Source organism: Actinoplanes sp. NPDC051411, from assembly GCF_040682075.1.
GTDB lineage: Bacteria > Actinomycetota > Actinomycetes > Mycobacteriales > Micromonosporaceae > Actinoplanes.
The window spans coordinates 1-19,360 of record NZ_JBFBAD010000057.1 but is presented as its reverse complement, the minus strand read 5'-3'; the positions used below and the strand labels follow the sequence as shown (position 1 = coordinate 19,360).

Genomic DNA, 19,360 nt, shown 5'->3' with positions numbered 1-19,360 from the left:
TCGGAGACGAGCCCGCAGTCATTCGCAAGGAGGAAACATCCTGATGGCTCCTGCCAGAAATACACCCATCAGACCGACAAAAGCCACAAATCTTTCGGGTACGCCGCCCCGCGCGGCCGCCGGAAAAGACCCCGTGACGGGATCACGCGCACGCAAGGCCGCTCCGGGAGGGGCGGCTGCTTCTGGTGTTGGCCCGTCGCGCGCGGGCGCCGCCGGGGGCGCGGGAGGTACCGCACGAAGCCGCAGCCGAAGCGCGGCCGAGTGGGTGATCGCCCAGCGCGAGGGGAACGCACCGTCGGCGGCGTCGGCGGCGTCTTCCGGGTCGGCGGCGGGGCGGAAGTCGGCCGCGCGTGGTTCTGCGGCGGGTGGTTCGGCGGCGCGTGGTTCGGCGGCGCGTGGTTCGGCGGCGCGTGGTTCTGCCGCGGCTGGGAAGCCGGTCGGCGGGGCCAAGGCGGCTGCGGTCAAAGGCGCGGCTGGGGTTGCGGCGGGCAAGGTTGCGGCGGGGAAGCCGGCCGCCGGGGTTAAAGCGACTGGGGTTAAAGCGACTGGGGTCAAGGCGGCTGGGGTCAAGGCGATCGGGGTCAAGGGCGCGACTGGGGCGAGAACCGGTGCGGTGAAGGCGATCGGGAGCCGGGCGGCGGCCTCGAAGGCGACGTCGAAGACTGTCGACTCGAAGGCCGGAGCGGTGAGGACGGCCGGGACGAAGGCTGGGGCGGCGAAGGTCGCCGGCGCGAAAACCGTCGCGGGTAAGGCGAGTGCCGGGGTGAAAGCCATCGGGGCCAAAGGTGCGGCGGCCAAGGCGATCGAGGCTGGGGGTGCTTCGCTGAAGGTCGTCGGGGCCAAGGGATCCAGGACGGCCGGGACTCGTGCCGGGGCCAAGGGCGCGGCGGTTACGCCTGCTGCCGGGTCGGACCGGATGGCTACGGTCGTGAATATCAAGTCGGCTGGGCGTAAGGCGAAGGCGGCCAAGGCCGGTGCGGCGAAGGCGGCCGGTGGTGTGGGGGCGACCAAGGTCGGCGGGGCCAAAGTGGCGGGTGTGAAAGCGGCTGGGAGCAAAGTGGCCGGTGTGAAGAAGGCCGCCGGCGGGCGGCGGCGGGTTGCCGCGGCGGTCAGTACGGTGTCGGGGGTTACGGCTCGGACGGACGAGCCGACGGCGATGGATTCGGCCGAGCCGCAGATGGCTGAGCCGACCGAGTCCGGGATCGCGGCGCCTCCTGGGCCGGGCACCGGCGCGGCGATGGCGGCTGCTGAGGGCCGCGTGATCGCGGATGAGGTGGCCGATCAGGTCGCGGCGGCCGAATCGGAGGTCGCGCCGGCGGCGCCCGGCCGGAACGGTGCGGCGAAGAGTGCTGCTGCTAAAGCCGCGAAAGCCGGTGCGGCGGAGGCGGCGGCGTCGAAGATAGCTGTGGGTAGGGCGACCGTGTCGAGGTCGGCCGCTACCAACAAGACTGCGGCTGCGGCCAGTGCGGCGGCGGCGAAGGCTGGTACTGCGAGGAAGACCGCCGCCAAGGTGGCGGCGAAGTCGACGGGGGCCGCGGCTACGGCGGCCAAGAAAGCGGCGACCAAAATGACAGCTGCGGAGAGCACGGCGGCGAAGAAGGCGGCCGGGCGGGGCGTGGGAGCTACGGCGGCCCGGAAGTCGGCGGCGGAAGCCAACCGGATGGCGGCCAAGTCGGCGGCGACGATGGCGAAGACCGCGGGGGCCAAGGCGACCGCGGCGGCACGGACCGCGGAAGCCAACATGGAGGCGGCCAAAGCGGGCGGGACCAAGATGACCGCGGCGCGGGCCGGCGCTACGAAGGCCGGTGTGGCGGCTAAGAAAGCCCTCGCCAAGGCGACCGCGGCTAAGGCGACCGCGGCCAAGACGACTGCGACCAAGGCGGGCGCGGCTAAGTCGACTGCGGCTAGGGCGGGCGCCGCTAAGTCGACTGCGGCTAGGGCGGGCGCGGCTAAGTCGACTGCGGCTAGGGCGGACGCGGCTAGGGCGACTGCGGTTAAGGCGAGCGCGGCCCCAACGACCGCCGGCAAGGCGACCGCGGCGAAGCGCGCTGCGGGGAAGGCCACGGCCGCGAAGACCGCCGCCACGAAGGCGATCTCGGCCGGCGCAGCGGCTGCTAAGAGCGCCAAGGCGACGGCGGCCAAGGCGACAGCGGCCAAGACAGCGGCGGCCAAGAGCGCGAAGGCGACAGCGGCCAAGGCGGCGGCGGTCAAGAGCGCCAAGGCGACGGCGGCCAAGGCGACGGCGGCGAAGGCGGCGGCGGTCAAGAGCGCGAAGGCGACGGCGGCGAAGGCGGCGGCGGTCAAGAGCGCGAAGACGACGGCGGCCAAGGCGGCGGCGGTCAAGAGCGCGAAGACGACGGCGGCCAAGGCGGCGGCGGTCAAGAGCGCCAAGGCGACGGCGGCCAAGGCAGCGGCGGCTAGGAGCGCCAACGCAACGGCCCCGAAGGCGACCACCGCGAGGAGCGCGAAGGCGACCACGGCCAGGAACACGGCCGCCAAGGGTGCCGCGGCCAAGAAGGCGACCGAGACCAAGAGCATGGCTGCCAAGAAGACGACGACGAAGCCGGCCGCGGGTGGCCGCGGGACGACCCGCCCGGCCGGGACCGCGGCCGGACGGACGGCGACCAAGGCGACCGCGACCCGGACGCCGGCCAAGGCCACCGGCGCCGCCCGGGCGACCACGGCAGCGGCGGCGAAGGCGGCCAAGGCCACCGGTACCCGGACGGCGGCCAAGGCGGCGGGCGCCGGGGCCGCGCGGGCGACCACCGCAGCGGCGGCCAAGGCGGCCGGGGCCCGGGCGGCCAAAGCCGGCAACGCGGCGGCCGGCCGGTCGGCGGGCGCTGCGGGCGGCAACGGGGCGGCTTCCGTGCGGGCGCGCGCGGCCAAGAGTGCCAACGCCCCGCGGAGCTCCGCGACGGCCAAGAACTCGGGGACCAACGCGACGAAGGTGGCCAAGGTGGCCAGTCCGGCCGCGGCCCGGCGGGCGGCCGCCGGGAATGTGGGGGGAGCTTCACCGCGTACGCCCGCGGGCCGCAAGGTGGCCGCCAAGCGTGCCGCCCGGTAGGGCTTGAGGCCGTCAGGCCGATGTTCTCGGGGACGGAGTGTCGACTCCGTCCCCGGCGTCGTTTGTCGGTGGGCGCTGGTAGGAATGGGCCGTGCCGATGAAGAGGGTTCGGGCGCCGCGGATCGATTTTTCGGTGTTGCGGCGGGAGTTGAAGTTGCCGGGCGAGTTCCCGGCCGGGGCGGCGGCCGAGGCTGAGGCCGCCGCTCGGCAGATGCCGCCGGGGGCCGACCGGCGTGATGTGCCGTTTGTGACGGTTGATCCGGCGACCTCGCGCGACCTCGACCAGGCCATGCATCTGAGCCGGCGGGACGGCGGCGGGTTCCGGGTCTGTTATGCGATCGCCGACGTGGCGTCGTTCGTGCGGCCGGGCGGGGCGCTCGAGGCCGAGACCTGGGCCCGCGGGCAGACGATCTATCTGCCGGACGCGCGGATTCCGCTGCATCCGGCCGTGCTCAGCGAGGGCGCGGTCAGCCTCTTCCCCGATGTCGAGCGGGCGGCCGTCGTCTGGACCATCGACCTCGACGCCGACGGTGCGATCGCCGACGTGCGGCTGGAGCGGGCGACCGTGCGGAGCCGGGCCAAGCTCGACTATGTGGGCGTTCAAGGGCTGGCCGACGCGGGCCGGCTGCCCGAGCCGATCGCGCTCCTGCCCGAGTTGGGGGCGCTGCTGGCCGCCCGGGCGGCCGATCGTGGCGCGGTCAATTTGCCACTGCCCGAGCAGGAGGTCGAGCCCGACGGTGACGGCTGGCGGCTGGTCCTGCGGGCGCCGGTGCCGATGGAGGAGCACAACGCGCAGATCTCGCTGCTCACCGGCATGGCCGCGGCGACACTCATGCTGCGCGGCGGGGTCGGGCTGCTCCGGACGATGCCGTCGGCCAAGCCGGAGGCGGTCGAGAAGCTGCGGGCGGCGGCCGGGTCGCTCGGCGTCGCGTGGCCGGCCGGAGCCTCGGTGGGGGCGGTGGTCGCGTCGGCCGATCCGGCCACGCCGCGCGGGGCCGCGTTCCTCGACCAGGCGGCCGAGTTGTTGCGGGGCGCGGCCTACACGGCCTTCGACGGTTCGCCGCCGGAGGAGACCGGGCACGGCGGGGTCGGCGCGCCGTACGCCCACGTGACGGCGCCGCTGCGGCGCCTCGCCGATCGATATGCGACGGAGACGTGCCTGGCCCTCTTCGAGTCGCGGGAGGTTCCGGCGTGGGCCCGCGAGGCGTTGCCGCGGCTGCCCAAGGCGATGGCCGACTCCGACCGGATGGCGGGCGGGGCGGCGCGGTCGGCGATCGACCTGACCGAGGCGGTGCTGCTCCAGCACCGGGTCGGCGAGACGTTCGACGCGGGGGTCGTCGACATCGACGCGCCGTCGCACCATCGGCCGCCGGGCGGCACGGTCGCCGTCGACGAGCCGGCCGTCCGGGCCCGGTGTGCGGGCTCGCTTCCGCTCGGCGAGCGGATTTCCGTACGCCTCGACACCGCCGATCCGGTGGCCCGCAAGGTCCTCTTCAGTTACGGGGCCTCGTCGTGAAGGAGCCGGCGCGCGACGCGGTCTCGTTCGTGGTGGCGGCGCCCGGCGGCCGGGTGCCGGCGGAGATCGTCGCCGCCCTGGACGGCTCGTGCGACGTTGTCCTGCCGCCCTCGAAGTCGCCGCCGGAAGGGCTTCGCGAGGTGGCACGGGCGCTGGTGAAGGGTGTTTGAGCCGCTGCGCGGTGGCCGGATGACCGCCGGCGTCGTCCGGATCGACGAGACCGTCCGGCGGCCCTCGTCACCGGCGTCGGCGTTCACGGCGTCGCTGCTGTCGCACCTCGGCCGGGGCGGCTTCGAGGGCGCGCCGAGATATCTGGGCACGGACGAGCTCGGTCGTGACGTGCTGAGCTTCGTGCCCGGTGAGGTGCCCGCGAAGTGGCGCTCGTTCACCGACGAGCAGGTCGCGGCGGCGGGCGCCCTCTTGCGCGGGTTGCACGACGCGAGCCGGGGCCTGGCCGAGCGGCTCGGCGGTGGGCCGGTCGTGTGCCACCACGACCCCGGCCCCAACAACACCGTCTTCCGCGACGGCCGGCCGGTGGCGTTCATCGACTTCGACTTCGCCGCGGTCGGTGACCCACTCGAAGACCTTGCCTACATGGCCTGGTCGTGGTGCATCTCGTCGAAGCCTTCGCGCGGGGCTCCGGCCGGCCAGGCGCATCAGGTCCGCGTGCTGGCCGACGCGTACGGACTCTCGGCGGGTCAGCGGCGGCTGCTTCCGTCCGCCATCGAGGAACGGCTGGCCCGCAACGAACGCTTCTGGCTCGAGCGAACTGAGCCCGTCGTCGAGGGGCCGCCGCCGGCCGAGTTGGTGGCCTGGACGCGGCGGGAAGCCGCGTTCGTCGACCGGTTCAAGGGCGAGTTCGTGGCCGCCCTCCACAAATGAAGACGCCGCCGGGGATGAGCCGCGGGCTGACGTTCCTGTTCGCGTCGGGGGCGGGAGCGGCCATCGCCAACCTGTACTGGGCGCAGCCGCTGCTCGGCTTCATCGCCGGCGATCTCGGCACCGCGACCGCGACGGCCGGCTGGCTCGTCACCGCGACGCAATTCGGGTACGCGGTCGGTGTGCTGCTGCTCGTGCCGCTCGGCGACGTCCTCGACCGCCGCCGGTTCGTCCCGGTGATGCTGCTGGCCTCGGCCGCCGCCCTGCTGCTGTGCGCGCTGGCGCCGTCGATCGGCGTGCTCATGCCCGCACTGGGTGTGCTCGGCGGGACGACGATTTCCGGCCAGGTGCTCACACCGCTCGCCGGGGACCTGGCCGGCGACGCCCACCGCGGCCGGATCGTCGGCGTCGTCGGGTCCGGAACCCTCACCGGCATCCTGGCCTCGCGCACGATCAGCGGATTCGTCGCCGGGGCCGCCGGGTGGCGTACGGTCTTCGCCCTCGCCGCGGTCGTCGCGGTCCTGCTCGCGGTCCTGCTCTACCGCGCGATTCCACCGCTGCCACCGCGGACGCGCCTGGCATACCCACGGCTCATCGCCTCGGTCGGCGCGGTGGTCATGCGCGAGCGTGCGGCCCGGTGGACGCTGGTCCTGGCGGCGACCGGGTTCGCCGTGTTCTCGCTGTTCTGGACGGCGCTGACGTTCCTGCTCAGCGGCCCACCCTTCCGGTACCCGGCAGCGGTGATCGGATCGTTCGGGTTGGCCGGTCTCGCCGGTGTCCTGTCCGGCCTGCGCGGAGGTCGTCTGCACGACCGCGGTTGGTCACTTCCGGCCACCGGCGCGGCCTGGGCGCTCGCCCTCGGCGCCTTCGTCGTCGCAACGTTCGCCGGCCGGTCCGTCGTGCTTCTCATCGTCGTGATCGTCGCGATCGATGTCGCCCTTCAGACGCAGGCCCTCCTCAACCGCGCGCGGCTGTTCGCCCTCTCCCACGAGGCCCGCAGCCGCCTCAACACCGCGCTGGCCACCGGCAACTTCATCGGCGCCGCGATCGGCTCGGCCGCCGCGACCACGCTCTGGTCCGCGGGCGGCTGGACAGCGGTCACGATCACGGGAACGGCGCTCTGCTGCTTCGCGCTCGCCGTATGGACGTTCGGACGCCGTGGTCCACTCGTGACCCGCTTCGCCGTGTAGGGCGCCTCGTTGGGATCATTCAAGTCCTACAGCACCGTCACGGTCGAGCCGCCGGGCTCCGGCCGTTGCCTACGTGCGAGAGATTCGCGAGCCGGGCGAACGGATACGGAGGTGGGTGGCGCATGGCGGTATGGGTTCCCCTGCTGACCACCGCCGTGGGCGCGTTGTCGGCGACGGCCGGGGTGCTCGTCGGTGGATGGGTCAGCCGCCGGAATCAAAGAGATCAGTGGCTTCTCGACAAACAGCTGGCCAGCTATGCCGATCTCCTGGGCCACTACGCCAAATTCTCGATGGTGCTCAAGCGCGCCCACGCCGACCGGTCCGGCTGGGACTACGACTGGGGCGCCTGGAGCGCGACGCTGGCGTCGGCGAAACTGCTGGCGTCGCCTCAGGTTGCCGCAAAAATCCAAGAGCTCGGTGTCAAGGTCGGCGAATTTCTCGATCAGGTGGCTCGCGACACGACCGTACGCCCGCTCACCGACGAGGCCTTCAAGATCGCGAGTCAAGGGCCGGCGGAGGCCCAGTTGGCGCTGATCAACGAAATTCGCCGGTCACTCGGCAAGAGCCACGGGCAATTGACAACGCACCGGGACCGGCGCGGTCCCGGCTAGATCAACCTCTAGCGCACCCGTGGAGACGAACCGGGGCCGGCGGGTGTATGCCGGCGTTGCTGATCTGTACGTCGACCTGTTCGGCCGCGCCGAGAAGGTGGATCCCGACGACCTCGCCTTCATCGGACCTCGTGGGCGGCCGGGCAAGCTCTTCGACCTCGGGTGCGGGCCGGGCCAGATCGCCGGCTACCCGCACTCGCTGGGCGGCGACTGGTGCCCGAATTCATCGACTACGCCCGCGCCGCCCACCGGAAGGTCTCCGTCCGCGTGGGTTTGATCGAAGCCGCCGACGGCACCCCGGCCTGGTACTCCCTGATCCACTGCCCGCCGCACGAACTCGACGACGTGCCGGCCGGTTTCCGCCGCGCCCTGCCCCCGGGGCGGCACCCTGGTCGTCGGCTTCTGCGACGGCCCGGAGCTGACGCCGTTCGACCACACCGTCACCACCGCGCAGTTCCGGCCAGCCGACGAATTCTCCCAGCGCCTCACCCGCGCCGGCTTCACCGCGATCGACCGCGCCCATCGCCGGGCCGACAGCGGCGGCCCAGCGGCCGTCAGCGCTGACAGCGGCCCGCCGGCTGTGCCTATCGGCCGTACCTACCGGCCGTGCGCGTTGACAGCGGCCCGCTGGCCGTGCGCGTTGACAGCGGCCCGCCGGCCGTGCCCGCCGACAGCGGCCCACCGGCCGTGCGCGCCGACAGCGGCCCGCCGGCCGTGCGGCTGACAGCGGCCCGCCGGCCGTGCCCGCCGACAGCGGCCCACCGGCCGTGCCCGCTGGCCGTGCCCGCTGGCCGTGCCCGGTGGCCAAGCGCCCGCACGCGCAATCGCGCCTGCTGACCGCGGCGGCCGAGATCGTTCTGGCCTGACTCGCCGGCAGCCTGTCCGATTTGCTGCACCGGCGGGGCAGCTTGGCGAGCAGGTCGAGAGGATGCTTGATGGGCACCCTCATCTCCGCAGGCCTGACCTCGACGGCCGGCGTCGGCGTCAGGGCCGTTCGAAGTTGGCGACGGCAGTTCGTTTCTTGCGGGCGGCTACGCCGGTCTGGGACCGGTCACCCGTCGATCGGACACCAGTATCCGCCGCGAATACCCACCCAGAGGGGCGGCAGCACGCAGCTCCGATCGGGTGGCCCGGGCCCGGGTGGGCGGCCGGGCCCGGCCGGACGGCGGCGGCAGGGGGCGCATCCACCCACCCGCCGCGGCGGTCGGAACGGGACCCGGCCTGATCCGTACTTCTTAGAAGGTGTGTTCGGCGGCGGGGAACTCGCCGCTCCGGACCTCGGCGGCGAATTGCCGCGTGGCATCCGTGAGGATGCCGGCCAGGTCGGCGTAGCGCTTGACGAAGCGCGGGGCCTTGCCGGTTCGCATGCCCGACATGTCCTGCCAGACCAGGACCTGGGCGTCGGTGTCCGGGCCCGCGCCGATGCCGACCGTGGGGATCGGCAGCTCCTTGGTGATCGACTTCGCGACTTCGCCGGGGACCATCTCGAGGACGACCGCGAACGCGCCCGCCTCGGCGACCGCGCGGGCGTCGGCCAGCACCGCGGCGCCCTCGTTGTCGCGGCCCTGGACGCGGTAGCCGCCGATCGTGTGTTCGCTCTGCGGGGTGAAGCCGATGTGGGCCATCACCGGGATGCCGGCGCCGGTCAGGGCCTCGATCTGCGGGGCCACGCGCCGGCCGCCCTCGAGTTTGACCGCGTGGGCGCCCCCCTCCTTCATGAAGCGGACGGCGGTGCGCAGGGCCTGGGTGGGGCCCTCCTCGTAGCTGCCGAACGGCAGGTCGGCCACGATCAGCGAGGTCTTGGTGGCGCGGACGACCGCCCTCACCAGCGGCAGCAGCTCGTCGACGGTGATCGGGAGGGTGGTCTCGTAGCCGAAGACGTTGTTGGCCGCCGAGTCGCCGACGAGCAGCACCGGGACGCCGGACTGGTCGAAGATCGAGGCGGTGTATTGGTCGTATGACGTGAGCATCGGCCAGCGGTCGCCGCGCTGCTTGGCGTTCTGCAGGTCGCGGGTGCGGACGCGGCGGGTAGCGGGGCCGCCGTACAAGGTTGGAATATCCGACATTTCGGTTCTCTCCTTCCCCTCGAGGCCGCATATCGGCGGTCCCCGGGTCTAGAAATCGTCCCACCCGGGGAGGGCGCCCGATCAGTGGACGTTGTCACACCCCTTCGCGAAACCGGTTGGTGATGGGCAGGCGCCGGTCGCGGCCGAACGCCTTGCCCGAGATCTTGGTGCCGGGGGCCGACTGGCGGCGCTTGTATTCCGCCAGGTCGACCATCCGCAGCACCCGGTCGACCAGCGCCTCGTCGTTGCCGGCCGCGATCAGCTCGTCGCGGCCCAGGTCGTGGTCGACATACCCGGCCAGGATCGGGTCAAGCACGTCGTACTCCGGGAGCGAGTCGGAGTCCTTCTGGTCGGGGCGGAGTTCGGCGCTCGGCGGTTTGGTGATGGAGTTCTCCGGAATCGGGGCGTTCTTCTGCGTATTACGCCACTGGGCCAGCCGGTAGACCATCGTCTTCGGCACGTCCTTGAGCGGGTTGAAGCCGCCGACCGAGTCGCCGTAGAGCGTCGAATAGCCGACCGCCAGCTCACTCTTGTTGCCGGTGGTGAGCACGAGGTGGCCCTCCTGGTTCGACAGCGCCATCAGGATGACGCCCCGCACCCGGGCCTGCAGGTTTTCCACCGCCAGGCCGGAGAGCGACAGGTTGGCCAGGAACGCGTCGACCATCGGCTGGATGGGCTCGACCCGGTAGTCGAGGCCGGTCCGGTCGGCCAGTTCCAGGGCGTCGTCCTTCGAGTGGGCGGAGGAGTAGCCGCTCGGCATCGAGACGCCGTAGACGCGGTCCGCGCCGAGCGCGTCGACCGCGATCGTCGCCACCACGGCCGAGTCGATACCGCCGGAGAGGCCGAGGATGACCGAGCGGAAGCCGTTCTTGTCGACGTAGTCGCGGAGGCCGAGGACCAGGGCCGACCAGATCTCCTCCTCGTCGGCGATCCGATCGGCGATGCCGCCGTCCGATTTGTCACCTTTGTGCGGACGGGCGGCTATCCGCGCGACGACCCGGGTGATCGACATGTCGTCGTCGATGGCCTGCTCGAAATGCGGGGGTTCGACGGTCGCTTCTTCCGGCCGATTCGGCACGACGTTCGCGGCCGGCAGGGACAAGTCGTGGATCAACAGCTCCTCGGTGAACTGTCCCGCCCGTGCGAACAACTCTCCGCCCGCGGTCACGATCATCGAGTCGCCGTCGAAGACCAGCTCGTCCTGGCCGCCGACCATGTTCACATACGCGACGGTCGCCCCCGCCTCGGCCGCCCGCCTCCGGACCAGCGGCAGCCGCACGTCGTCCTTGTTCAGCTCATAGGGCGAGGCGTTGATGTTGAGAACCAGCCCGACACCGGCCCGCCGAGCCGCGGTGAACGGCCCCCCGGCCTGCCACAGGTCCTCGCAGACCGTCAGCGCCACGTCGACCCCGCCGAAACGCACCACGGTCAGCGCCTGACCCGGCTCGAAATAGCGGTCCTCGTCGAAGACCCCGTAGTTGGGCAGGTGGTGCTTGAAATAGGTCGCCGCCACCTCCCCGCCGAGCAGCAGCGCCGAGGCATCCCGCCGGCCCCGCCCCGGCACCGCGCCGGCACTGGTCGCCGGCGGCCCGTCGGCGTCGACATAACCCACGACGACGGCGAGATCCCCGAGCCCGTCCGCCGCCAGGTCGACCGCGAGCTGCCCGAGCGCCTCCACCGAGGCCGAGACCAGCGACTGGCGGAAAACCAGGTCCTCGATCGGGTAGCCGGTCAGCATCATCTCGGGGAACGCGACCAACTGCGCCCCGGCGTCGGCCGCCGTCCGGGACCATCGCCGCACCGACGCCGCGTTGCCGGCGATGTCACCGACCGTGGAGTTGACCTGAGCCAGGGCGATCCGAAGCGTGGGCATGCCCTTATTCTTCACGCGTAACCTCGGCGTAACGGCATCGGGCAAGACTGGGACTTTCTTCTCTAGGGGTGGACGTGGACCGACAGCAGGAGTTCGTGCTTCGCACGCTCGAGGAGCGCGACATCCGATTTGTCAGGCTCTGGTTCACCGACGTGCTCGGCACCCTCAAGAGCGTCTCGGTCGCCCCGGCCGAGCTCGAATCGGCGTTCGAGGAGGGCATCGGCATCGACGGCTCCGCCATCGAGGGCTTCGCCCGGGTGTACGAGTCCGACATGGTGGCCATGCCCGACCCGACCACCTTCCAGGTGTTCCCGTTCGAGGGCGGGGTCAGCGGCGAGAGCGCCCGCATGTTCTGCGACATCCTGCTGCCCGACGGCAGCGCCGCCTGGGCCGACCCGCGCCACGTGCTGCGCCGCGCCCTGGCCCGGGCGGCCGAGAAGGGCTTCACCTTCTACACCCACCCCGAGGTCGAGTTCTTCCTGATCCAGGACGGCCCGCTCGACGGAGCCCTGCCGATCCCGGTCGACACCGGCGGCTACTTCGACCACACCAACCACGCGGTGGCCCGCGACTTCCGCCGGCAGGCCGTGCTCGCGCTCGAACGCATCGGCATCTCGGTCGAGTTCAGCCACCACGAGGTCGCCCCCGGTCAGCAGGAGATCGACCTGCGGTACGCCGACGCCCTCACCACCGCCGACAACATCATGACGTTCCGGCACGTGGTCAAGGAGGTCGCGCTCTCCCAGGGCGTGCGGGCCACCTTCATGCCGAAGCCCTACACCGACCAGCCCGGCAGCGGCATGCACACGCACCTGTCGCTGTTCGAGGGCGAGCGCAACGCGTTCTACGACGCCGACGACCCGGCCAAACTGTCCAAGACCGCCCGCGCGTTCATCGCCGGCCTGCTGGTCCACGCCCGCGAATACACCGCGGTGACCAACCAGTACGTCAACTCGTACAAGCGCCTCTTCCCGCTCCAGCTGCCCAACACGATCACCGAGTCGCCGGCGTTCATCAGCTGGGGCCACCTCAACCGCTCGGCCCTGGTCCGCGTGCCCGCCTTCGGCAAGCCCAACTCGGCCCGCGTCGAGGTCCGCTCGATCGACTCGGCCAGCAACCCCTACCTGTCCTTCGCGGTCCTGCTCGGGGCCGGCCTGAAGGGCATCGAGGAGGGCTACGAGCTGCCGCCGGGCGCCGAGGACGACGTGTGGTCACTCTCGCCGGCCGAACGCAAGGCGATGGGCTACGACGCCCTCCCGGAAAACCTCTCCGAGGCGATCGACGTGATGAGCAAGTCGGAGCTGATCGCCGAGGTGCTCGGCGAGCACGTCTTCGACTTCTTCCTCCGCAACAAGCGCTCGGAGTGGGAGCAGTACCGCCGCGAGGTTACGCCGTACGAGCGACAGCGCTATCTTGCGCTCTGACGTTTCGTCAGTCGTTCTTGGGAGAGCCCGTGCTGCAAGATCTGCTCGAGGGTGCCGGCCGTAGCATCGTCTTCGGCGTCGTGGGCATCGGCCTGATGGCGCTCGGCTACGTTCTGATCGACCTGCTCACGCCGGGCAAGCTCCGCGACCTGATCTGGGTCGACCGCAACCCCAACGCCTCGCTGCTGCTCGCGGCCAACCAGCTGGGCATCGCGGCGATCGTCTTCACCGCGATCTTCACCAGCTACGACTCGTTCGGCCAGGGCCTGGCCTCCACGGTCATCTTCGGCATCGTCGGGATCGCCATCATGGGCCTGGCCTTCCTCGTCCTCGACTGGATGACCCCGGGCAAACTCGGCGAGGTCATCTGCACCCCCGACCGCCACGGCGGCGCGATGGTCAGCGCGGCGGCCCACTTCGGCGCCGCCCTCATCATCTGCGCCTGCATAGCCTGATCGGCGAGGACAGGCCGCGATGTCGGCGGCGTCAGCCATGCCGGCCGCGCGGCGTGCGGACCATGAAGACGTCGATCGGGTCCTCCGACTCGACCACGAAGCCGTGCCGCTCGTAGAGACGCCGCGCGGCGCTGCCTTGCAGCACATCCAAACCCACCGTCTGGTCGCGCGAATCGGCTCGGTCCAGCACCGTCTTCAGTACGGCCGAGCCCAGCCCCCGCCCCTGCAGCCGCGGGTCGAGGTAGAAGTGTTCGAGCAATTGGCGGCCGTCCGTGTCCGGGCGGAGCGTGATGCTCCCGGCCAGGTCGCCCGAGGACAGGATGATCGACGTGTGGGCGGGCGAGAACGAGTCGCGCAACCGTTGCCGCACCCGGTGCTCGTCGTAGCGGCCGAGACGTTCCAGATCGGAGCGCAGCACGGCGGCCCGCAGTTCGGCGAGCACTTCGAGGTCGGCGGCGACGGCGGAGCGCAGCGTCCAGGGCGGCGGATTCACGATTCCTCGCTGGTCGGGATGCGGCCGAAGGTGCCGATCGCGGTCGAGCCGGTGCGGCGCACCTCCGGGAGGTCCTCGACCATCGCGGTGACGACCATGACCAGCGGCAGGGCGATCAGCTGGGCGAGAGCGACCCAGTGGCCGAGGGGGATCGTCGCCAGGGCGAGCGCCGCCGCGACCAGCCGGTGCGGGACGCCGCGCAGCCGCAGCTGGGCCAGGAACGCCGCGTGGCCGAGCAGGTAGAGCGCAACGCCGCCGCCGAGGGCCGACGCCTGGCCCCAGTGCAGCGGGCCGGTGGCGTGGCTGACCGTCATCTTGATGCCGACCGACGCGACGATGATGCCGAGCAGCATCGGGTAGTGCGCGTAGCCCCAGGCCTGCAACGCCAGTCGCGCCCGGTGCAGCGGCTGCGAGGTGTTGGCCAGGACGCGGGCGCCGCGCTCGTCGTCGCCGGCGAAATAGAACCAGTAGAGGTAGTACGCGATGCAGAGCCCGAGGACCGCGACCAGGATCGGGCCCCAGCTCAGGTGCACCCCGGCGAAGCCGACGCCGATCGAGACGATCGACTCGCCGATCGCGATGATGATGACCAGGCCGTGCCGCTCGGCGAAATGCCCGGCCGCGATCTCGTGCATCTCGATGCGGTGCAGGTAGCTCGCGGTGATCTGCAGGACCGGGGCGGCCACCCAGAGCAGATGGCGGTAGGGCTCGTGCACCAGGCCGCCGGCCAGCACGAGCAGGGCGGCCAGGATGTTGAGCGGGCCGAGCAGGCGCATCGCCCGGGCCCGGCCCTGGTCGACGCCCATGAACAGCGTGAAGTGCACGATGTTGACGACCAGGTAGCTGACGCCGAACAGCCAGCCGTACTCGCCGAACGCCCCCGGGATGGTCAGCGCCATCACCAGGAAGCCGGCCATGCCGGTGAGCAGGAGCGTGCGCCGGATGGTGCTGTTGGGGGCGATCGCGTTGGTGAGCCAGGCATAGCCCGAATACATCCACCAGACGACGGCCAGGATGAGGACCGTGTTGCCGAGGCTGGCCAGGGTGAGGTGCTCGGCCAGCGCGTCGGCCAGCTGGGTGATCACGAAGACGAAGACGAGGTCGAAGAAGAGTTCCAACGTCGACACCCGGACGTCCGGAGCCGCCTCGGTCATCACACCCCCTAGGGTCATTTGCGTGCACGGTACCGAGCGCATCAACGGTGTCGACCTGTTCGTGCGCCGTTTCGGCGACCCGGCGCTGCCGATGCTCGTGATCGTGCACGGCGGCCCGGGCTGGGACCACTCCTATCTGTTGCCGGCCTCGAAACTGCGGGACATCCGGCACGTGGTCTTCTTCGACCTGCGCGGGTGCTGATCCTGAGCTCGACCACGGCCTATCCGGTCGCCTCGAAACCGGGCGGCGGCGTTGACTGGACGGATCCGGCGTGGGAACGGGAGGACGGCGCGCTGGCCCGGGCGATGGCCGAGGCCGACATCGCGACCACGATCTGGCGGCTGGACCGGGCCGACGAGTGGCGGGCGGTGCTTCGAGGCGTGCGCTTCTCCAGCGCGTGGGATCGCCCGTACGCCGAAGGCCAGCTGAAGCCGGCGCGCCCGCCGGACCCGGTCGGGGCTTTGACCGGCCATCCGGTGCTGGTGTTGCACGGCGAGCACGACATGGCGTTTCCGCTCGCGGCGGCGCGGCGGCTGGTGGGCGAAGTGGGGAGCGCCGAGCTGGCCACCATTGCCGAAGCCGGGCATATGCCCCAGTTCGACAACTCGGGCGACTGGCTGGCTGCGATCCGCGAATTCCTGACGAGGCGATAGCCTCGATCCGTGGGAACCGCACTTGTCATCGAGAATGATCCGAACGACGACCTGAGCCGGCTGGGGGAGTGGCTGACCGAGGCCGGGCTGGAGCTGACCGTGCTGCGCCCGCACGCCGGCGACGCGCTGCCCGAGAGCCTCGACGACTACCTGGGGCTCATCGTGCTCGGGGGCGATCAGAACGCGTACGCGAAGCCCGACGGCGCGCCCGGCGCGCCCTGGTTCCCGGAGCTGGAGGGTCTCCTGCGCAAGGCGGTCCGCAACCGGGTGCCGACGCTGGCCCTCTGCCTCGGTGCGCAGCTCCTGGCCCAGGCCCACGGCGGCCTGGTCGAGCGCAGCACCTCGGGTCCCGAGATCGGGCCCGGGCTGGTCGGCAAGCGCGACGCGGCCGACACCGACCCGCTGTTCAAGTGGGTGCCGCTGCTGCCCGACGTGATCCAGTGGCACCGCGACGAGATCACCGAGCTGCCGCTGCGGGCGGTCCTGCTCGCCGCGTCGAGCCGCTACCCGGTCCAGGCGTTCCGGCTCGGCGACCGGGCGTGGGGCCTGCAGTTCCACATCGAGTGCGACACGGCGATGATCGAGCACTGGGTGGCCGACGACGCCGCCACGCTCGCCGAGCTGGGCTTCGATCCCGAGGCGGTGGTCTATGCGACCGCCGGCATCCTGGCCGACGTGGAAGAGGTGTGGCAGCCGTTCGCGGCTCGCTTCGCCGCTCTGATGCGCGGCGAACTGCCGGACGCCGACATCCCCGACGCCGGCACCGGCCGCACGCTTCCGCTGCTGGGGCAGTGAACAGGCTCAGCCGGCTGGCCCGGTACGGCTTCACCGACGACGGGATCCGGGCCGACGAGCTGCTCGGGCCCAAGGGGCTGCGGTTGTGGGATCCGGAGGCGCAGGGCCCGGCCGGCACCGACGCGGCCGAACTGCTGCACTCGCTGTCCAAGGCGGCCGACCCCAACCTGGCCCTGCGCCAGCTGCACCGCATCGTCGACGCGGTCGGCCGGGCGGCCACCCGCGAAAACGGGCAGAAGGTCACCGGGCCGGCCGGCGAGATCGTGGCCAACGAGGCGACGGACGCGCTGCTCGAGGCGCTGAGCAAGGACCACGGGCTGCGGCGGCGGCTGGTCGCGGTGCTCGGGGCGTCGTCGGCCCTCGGCGATCACCTGGTCGCCGAGCCGGACCAGTGGCCGGTGCTGGCGACCGGCAAGAGCGGGCTGCCGCCGAACGCCGAGGGCGGGCTGAGAGGCGACCTTTCCACGGTGCCGGCTTTGCGACGGGCCTACCGGGCGAGCCTGTTGCGGATCGCCGCGGCCGACCTGACCGGCGGGCGGGGCCTCGAACCGACCATGGCCGCGCTGTCTCGTCTGGCCGACGAGACCCTGGCCGCGGCGTACGGCATCGCGGTGGCCGGTTTGCCGGCCGATCCTCATCTCGCCGTCGTGGCGATGGGCAAGTGTGGCGGCAACGAGCTCAATTACGTCTCCGACGTCGACGTCATCTTCGTCGCCCGCGGCGACGAAGACCTGAGCGCGGCCACCACCGTCGCCGCCCGGCTGATCGAGATCGGCGGGCAGGTCGCGTGGCCGGTCGACGCCGCGCTGCGCCCCGAGGGCAGCCGTGGCCCGCTGGTCCGCACGCTCGCCAGCCACCAGGCCTACTACCGCCGGTGGGCCCGCACCTGGGAGTTCCAGGCCCTGCTCAAGGCGCGCCCGGCGGCCGGCGATCTCGAACTGGCCAAGGAGTGGATCGACGATCTGGCGCCGCTGGTCTGGCACGCGGCCGAGCGCCCGGAGGCGGTCGACGACGTCCGCGACATGCGCCGCAAGATCATCGAGAACGTGCCCAAGGACCGGGTCGACCGCGAGATCAAGCGGGGGCCGGGCGGGCTGCGCGACATCGAGTTCGCGGTCCAGCTGCTGCAACTGGTGCACGGCCGGGTCGACGAGAGCCTGCGGGTGCCGGGCACGCTCCCCGCGCTTCGCGCGCTGGTCGCGGGCGGCTATGTCGGGCGGCAGGACGGGGAGACCCTGCTGAAGGGCTACCGGTTCTTGCGCGGCGTCGAACACCGCCTGCAATTGCAGGGCTTGAGGCGTACGCACACGGTGCCCGACGATCCGGCCGGGTTGCGCTGGCTGGCGGCGGCGCTCGGCTACACGGCGATGCCCGGCCAGGACGCGGTCGAGGCGTTCCGGGCCGACTGGGTCGGGCACGCCGCCCAGGTACGCCGGCTGCACGTCAAGCTGCTCTACCGGCCCCTGCTCGAAGCGGTCGCCCGGGTGCCGGCCGAAGAGCTGCGCATGACCCCCGAGTCGGCCCACCGGCGGCTGGAGATCCTCGGTTTCGCCGACCCGGCCGCGGCCCTGCGCCATCTGCAGGCGCTGACCGGTGGAGTCACCCGTACGGCGGCCATTCAGCGCACTCTGCTGCCGATGCTGCTGCAGGACTTCGCCGACGCGCCGGAGCCCGACCGCGGCCTGCTGAACTACCGCCACGTCTCCGACAAACTGGGCAGCACCCCGTGGTACCTGCGACTGCTGCGGGACGCCGGCCCGGTGGCCCGGCGCCTCGCCCGGGTGCTCAGCCTCTCCCGGTACGCGACGGACCTGCTCACCCGCGACCCGGAGGCGCTGCGGCTGCTGGCCGACGACGCCGAGTTGCAGCCGCGGTCACGCTCGTCGCTGATGGACGGGTTCGACAACGCGGCCGCGCGCTATGCCGGCGACCCCGACAAGGCGGTCGCGGCCGTCCGGGCCCGCCGTCGCCGCGAACTGTTCCGGATCGCCTGCGCCGACATCCTGAGCCGCGGCGGCGATCTGGCGCCGGCCCAGCCGCTGGACGTGGACGCGGTCGGCATCGCCCTGTCCGATGTCACCGACGCCACGCTGAACGCCGCCCTCTCCATCGCCCGGTCCTCCCGGCCGTTCGACGGGCGCTTCGCGATCATCGGGATGGGCCGCCTGGGCGGATACGAGATGAGCTACCCGTCCGATGCCGACGTGCTCTTCGTCTACTCCTCCGATTCGGCGTCGGCCGCGGCCGACGCCCACGCCATCGCCGAGGAACTGCGCCGGCTGCTGACCTCGCCGGCGCCCGACCCGCCACTCGGCATCGACGCCGACCTGCGGCCCGAGGGCCGGCAAGGTCCGCTCGTACGCAGCCTCAACGCCTACCAGCAGTACTACGCCCGCTGGTCGAAGGTGTGGGAGGCGCAGGCGCTGCTGCGGGCCCGCTTCGTCTGCGGCGACGAGTCGCTGGGCCGCGAGTTCGAGACACTCGCCGACACGATGCGTTACCCGGCCGGCGGCCTGAGCCGCGAGCAGGTCATCGAGATCCGCCGCATCAAGGCCCGGGTCGAGACCGAGCGGCTGCCCCGGGGCGCCGACCCCAACACCCACACCAAGCTGGGCCGGGGCGGACTGGCCGACGTCGAGTGGGCGGTCCAGCTGATGCAGCTGCGGCACGCCGACGCGCGGCCCGACCTGCGCCGGACCCGCACGCTGGAGGCCCTGACCGCGGAACGGAAGGCCAAACTGGTCGACAAGGACGACGCGGCCGCGATGACCGCCGGCTGGACCCTGGCCGCCCAGGTGCGCAACGCCCTCACCCTGGTGCGGGGGCGCCCGACCGACCAGCTCCCCACCCACGGCCCCGAACTGGCCGGCGCCGTCCAGATCCTGGGCGGCGGCGACCCGGGCGAGTTCGTTGACCGCTACCTGAGGCTGACGCGGCGCTCGCGGGCCGCGATGGAGCGCGTCCTCGAAAGCTGACCACCTCAGGCCCGGGCGATCAGAGGCCCTGGCCGCCGGATGCCTCGACGACCTGGCCGGTGACCCAGGCGGCGGCGTCGTCGAGCAGGAGGGCGATGACCCGGCCGATGTCTTCGGGCTCACCGACCCGCCCGAAGGCCACCGTCTCGGCGACGGCCGGGATGACCTCGGGCATCCGGGTGAAGATGTCGTCGACGATGCGGGTACGCGT

Annotated in this window: 19 protein-coding genes and 1 pseudogene; 14 read left to right on the top strand and 6 right to left on the bottom strand. The window is 72.0% G+C overall.

Features of this window, described 5'->3' with window-relative positions; all coding sequences use genetic code 11:
* Window positions 1-1,281: 1,281 nt before the first annotated feature.
* Window positions 1,282-2,538, bottom strand: a complete 1,257-nt coding sequence (locus AB0M88_RS28595) for a hypothetical protein (RefSeq protein ID WP_364107537.1) — start codon at window positions 2,536-2,538, stop codon at window positions 1,282-1,284.
* Between AB0M88_RS28595 and AB0M88_RS28590 the strand changes: the two genes are divergently transcribed.
* The 8 genes and pseudogenes from AB0M88_RS28590 to AB0M88_RS28555 form a co-directional block, all read left to right on the top strand.
* Window positions 2,537-3,064 (top strand): hypothetical protein, encoded by a 528-nt coding sequence (locus AB0M88_RS28590; protein ID WP_364107535.1) that lies wholly within the window; start codon window positions 2,537-2,539, stop codon window positions 3,062-3,064. The two genes, AB0M88_RS28595 and AB0M88_RS28590, sit on opposite strands and share 2 nt — an antisense overlap.
* 91 nt (window positions 3,065-3,155) lie before the next feature.
* Window positions 3,156-4,580, top strand: a complete 1,425-nt coding sequence (locus tag AB0M88_RS28585; protein ID WP_364107533.1) for an RNB domain-containing ribonuclease — start codon at window positions 3,156-3,158, stop codon at window positions 4,578-4,580.
* On the top strand, window positions 4,577-4,750 hold the full coding sequence (locus tag AB0M88_RS28580; RefSeq protein ID WP_364107531.1) for a hypothetical protein: 174 nt from the start codon (window positions 4,577-4,579) through the stop codon (window positions 4,748-4,750). Before AB0M88_RS28585 ends, AB0M88_RS28580 begins: the two co-directional genes overlap by 4 nt.
* A 19-nt stretch (window positions 4,751-4,769) precedes the next feature.
* Complete coding sequence (locus AB0M88_RS28575; protein ID WP_364107529.1) at window positions 4,770-5,462, top strand: phosphotransferase; 693 nt, start codon at window positions 4,770-4,772, stop codon at window positions 5,460-5,462.
* A complete protein-coding gene (locus AB0M88_RS28570; protein ID WP_364107527.1) occupies window positions 5,459-6,649 on the top strand; it encodes an MFS transporter in 1,191 nt (396 codons plus the stop codon). Before AB0M88_RS28575 ends, AB0M88_RS28570 begins: the two co-directional genes overlap by 4 nt.
* Window positions 6,650-6,771: 122 nt before the next feature.
* The gene (locus AB0M88_RS28565; protein ID WP_364107525.1) at window positions 6,772-7,260 is read left to right on the top strand and encodes a hypothetical protein; all 489 of its coding nucleotides are present in this window, start codon (window positions 6,772-6,774) and stop codon (window positions 7,258-7,260) included.
* Between the two features lie 19 nt (window positions 7,261-7,279).
* Window positions 7,280-7,537, top strand: a complete 258-nt coding sequence (locus tag AB0M88_RS28560) for a hypothetical protein (protein ID WP_364107523.1) — start codon at window positions 7,280-7,282, stop codon at window positions 7,535-7,537.
* A 670-nt stretch (window positions 7,538-8,207) separates the two neighbouring features.
* A pseudogene (locus AB0M88_RS28555) lies at window positions 8,208-8,361 on the top strand (IS110 family transposase); the annotation flags it as partial.
* Window positions 8,362-8,495: 134 nt separating this feature from the next.
* On the opposite strand, the gene panB reads toward AB0M88_RS28555, so the two are convergent.
* Window positions 8,496-9,326: a 3-methyl-2-oxobutanoate hydroxymethyltransferase gene (panB, locus tag AB0M88_RS28550; RefSeq protein ID WP_364107521.1), complete on the bottom strand. Its 831-nt coding sequence runs from the start codon at window positions 9,324-9,326 to the stop codon at window positions 8,496-8,498.
* Window positions 9,327-9,420: 94 nt separating this feature from the next.
* The gene (locus AB0M88_RS28545; RefSeq protein WP_364107519.1) at window positions 9,421-11,199 is read right to left on the bottom strand and encodes an NAD+ synthase; all 1,779 of its coding nucleotides are present in this window, start codon (window positions 11,197-11,199) and stop codon (window positions 9,421-9,423) included.
* A gap of 74 nt (window positions 11,200-11,273) precedes the next feature.
* Between AB0M88_RS28545 and AB0M88_RS28540 the strand changes: the two genes are divergently transcribed.
* The gene (locus tag AB0M88_RS28540) at window positions 11,274-12,623 is read left to right on the top strand and encodes a glutamine synthetase family protein (RefSeq protein ID WP_364107644.1); all 1,350 of its coding nucleotides are present in this window, start codon (window positions 11,274-11,276) and stop codon (window positions 12,621-12,623) included.
* A gap of 29 nt (window positions 12,624-12,652) precedes the next feature.
* Window positions 12,653-13,078 carry a DUF350 domain-containing protein gene (locus AB0M88_RS28535; protein WP_364107517.1) on the top strand — a complete coding sequence of 142 codons (426 nt, stop codon included), beginning with the start codon at window positions 12,653-12,655 and terminating at the stop codon, window positions 13,076-13,078.
* A 31-nt stretch (window positions 13,079-13,109) separates the two neighbouring features.
* Here the strand turns inward: AB0M88_RS28535 and AB0M88_RS28530 are convergent, their stop codons facing one another.
* Entirely contained in the window at window positions 13,110-13,571 is a 462-nt protein-coding gene (locus AB0M88_RS28530; protein WP_364107516.1) for a GNAT family N-acetyltransferase, read from the bottom strand.
* Window positions 13,568-14,743: a low temperature requirement protein A gene (locus tag AB0M88_RS28525; RefSeq protein ID WP_364107514.1), complete on the bottom strand. Its 1,176-nt coding sequence runs from the start codon at window positions 14,741-14,743 to the stop codon at window positions 13,568-13,570. The genes AB0M88_RS28530 and AB0M88_RS28525 overlap by 4 nt, the downstream gene beginning before the upstream one ends.
* A 4-nt stretch (window positions 14,744-14,747) precedes the next feature.
* Here AB0M88_RS28525 and AB0M88_RS28520 point away from each other — a divergent pair, with 4 nt between their 5' ends.
* Genes AB0M88_RS28520 through AB0M88_RS28505 form a run of 4 tightly spaced genes read left to right on the top strand, consistent with a single transcriptional unit; the run spans window position 14,748 to window position 19,149 of the window.
* Entirely contained in the window at window positions 14,748-14,927 is a 180-nt protein-coding gene (locus tag AB0M88_RS28520; protein ID WP_364107512.1) for a hypothetical protein, read from the top strand.
* A complete protein-coding gene (locus AB0M88_RS28515; protein ID WP_364107510.1) occupies window positions 14,921-15,379 on the top strand; it encodes an alpha/beta hydrolase in 459 nt (152 codons plus the stop codon). Before AB0M88_RS28520 ends, AB0M88_RS28515 begins: the two co-directional genes overlap by 7 nt.
* A 9-nt stretch (window positions 15,380-15,388) precedes the next feature.
* Window positions 15,389-16,174: a type 1 glutamine amidotransferase gene (locus tag AB0M88_RS28510; RefSeq protein ID WP_364107508.1), complete on the top strand. Its 786-nt coding sequence runs from the start codon at window positions 15,389-15,391 to the stop codon at window positions 16,172-16,174.
* The gene (locus tag AB0M88_RS28505) at window positions 16,171-19,149 is read left to right on the top strand and encodes a bifunctional [glutamine synthetase] adenylyltransferase/[glutamine synthetase]-adenylyl-L-tyrosine phosphorylase (RefSeq protein ID WP_364107506.1); all 2,979 of its coding nucleotides are present in this window, start codon (window positions 16,171-16,173) and stop codon (window positions 19,147-19,149) included. The genes AB0M88_RS28510 and AB0M88_RS28505 overlap by 4 nt, the downstream gene beginning before the upstream one ends.
* 19 nt (window positions 19,150-19,168) lie before the next feature.
* On the opposite strand, the gene AB0M88_RS28500 is transcribed toward AB0M88_RS28505, so the two are convergent.
* Window positions 19,169-19,360, bottom strand: a 192-nt coding sequence (locus tag AB0M88_RS28500; protein WP_364107504.1) for an SDR family oxidoreductase, incomplete at its 5' end; no start/stop codon positions are given.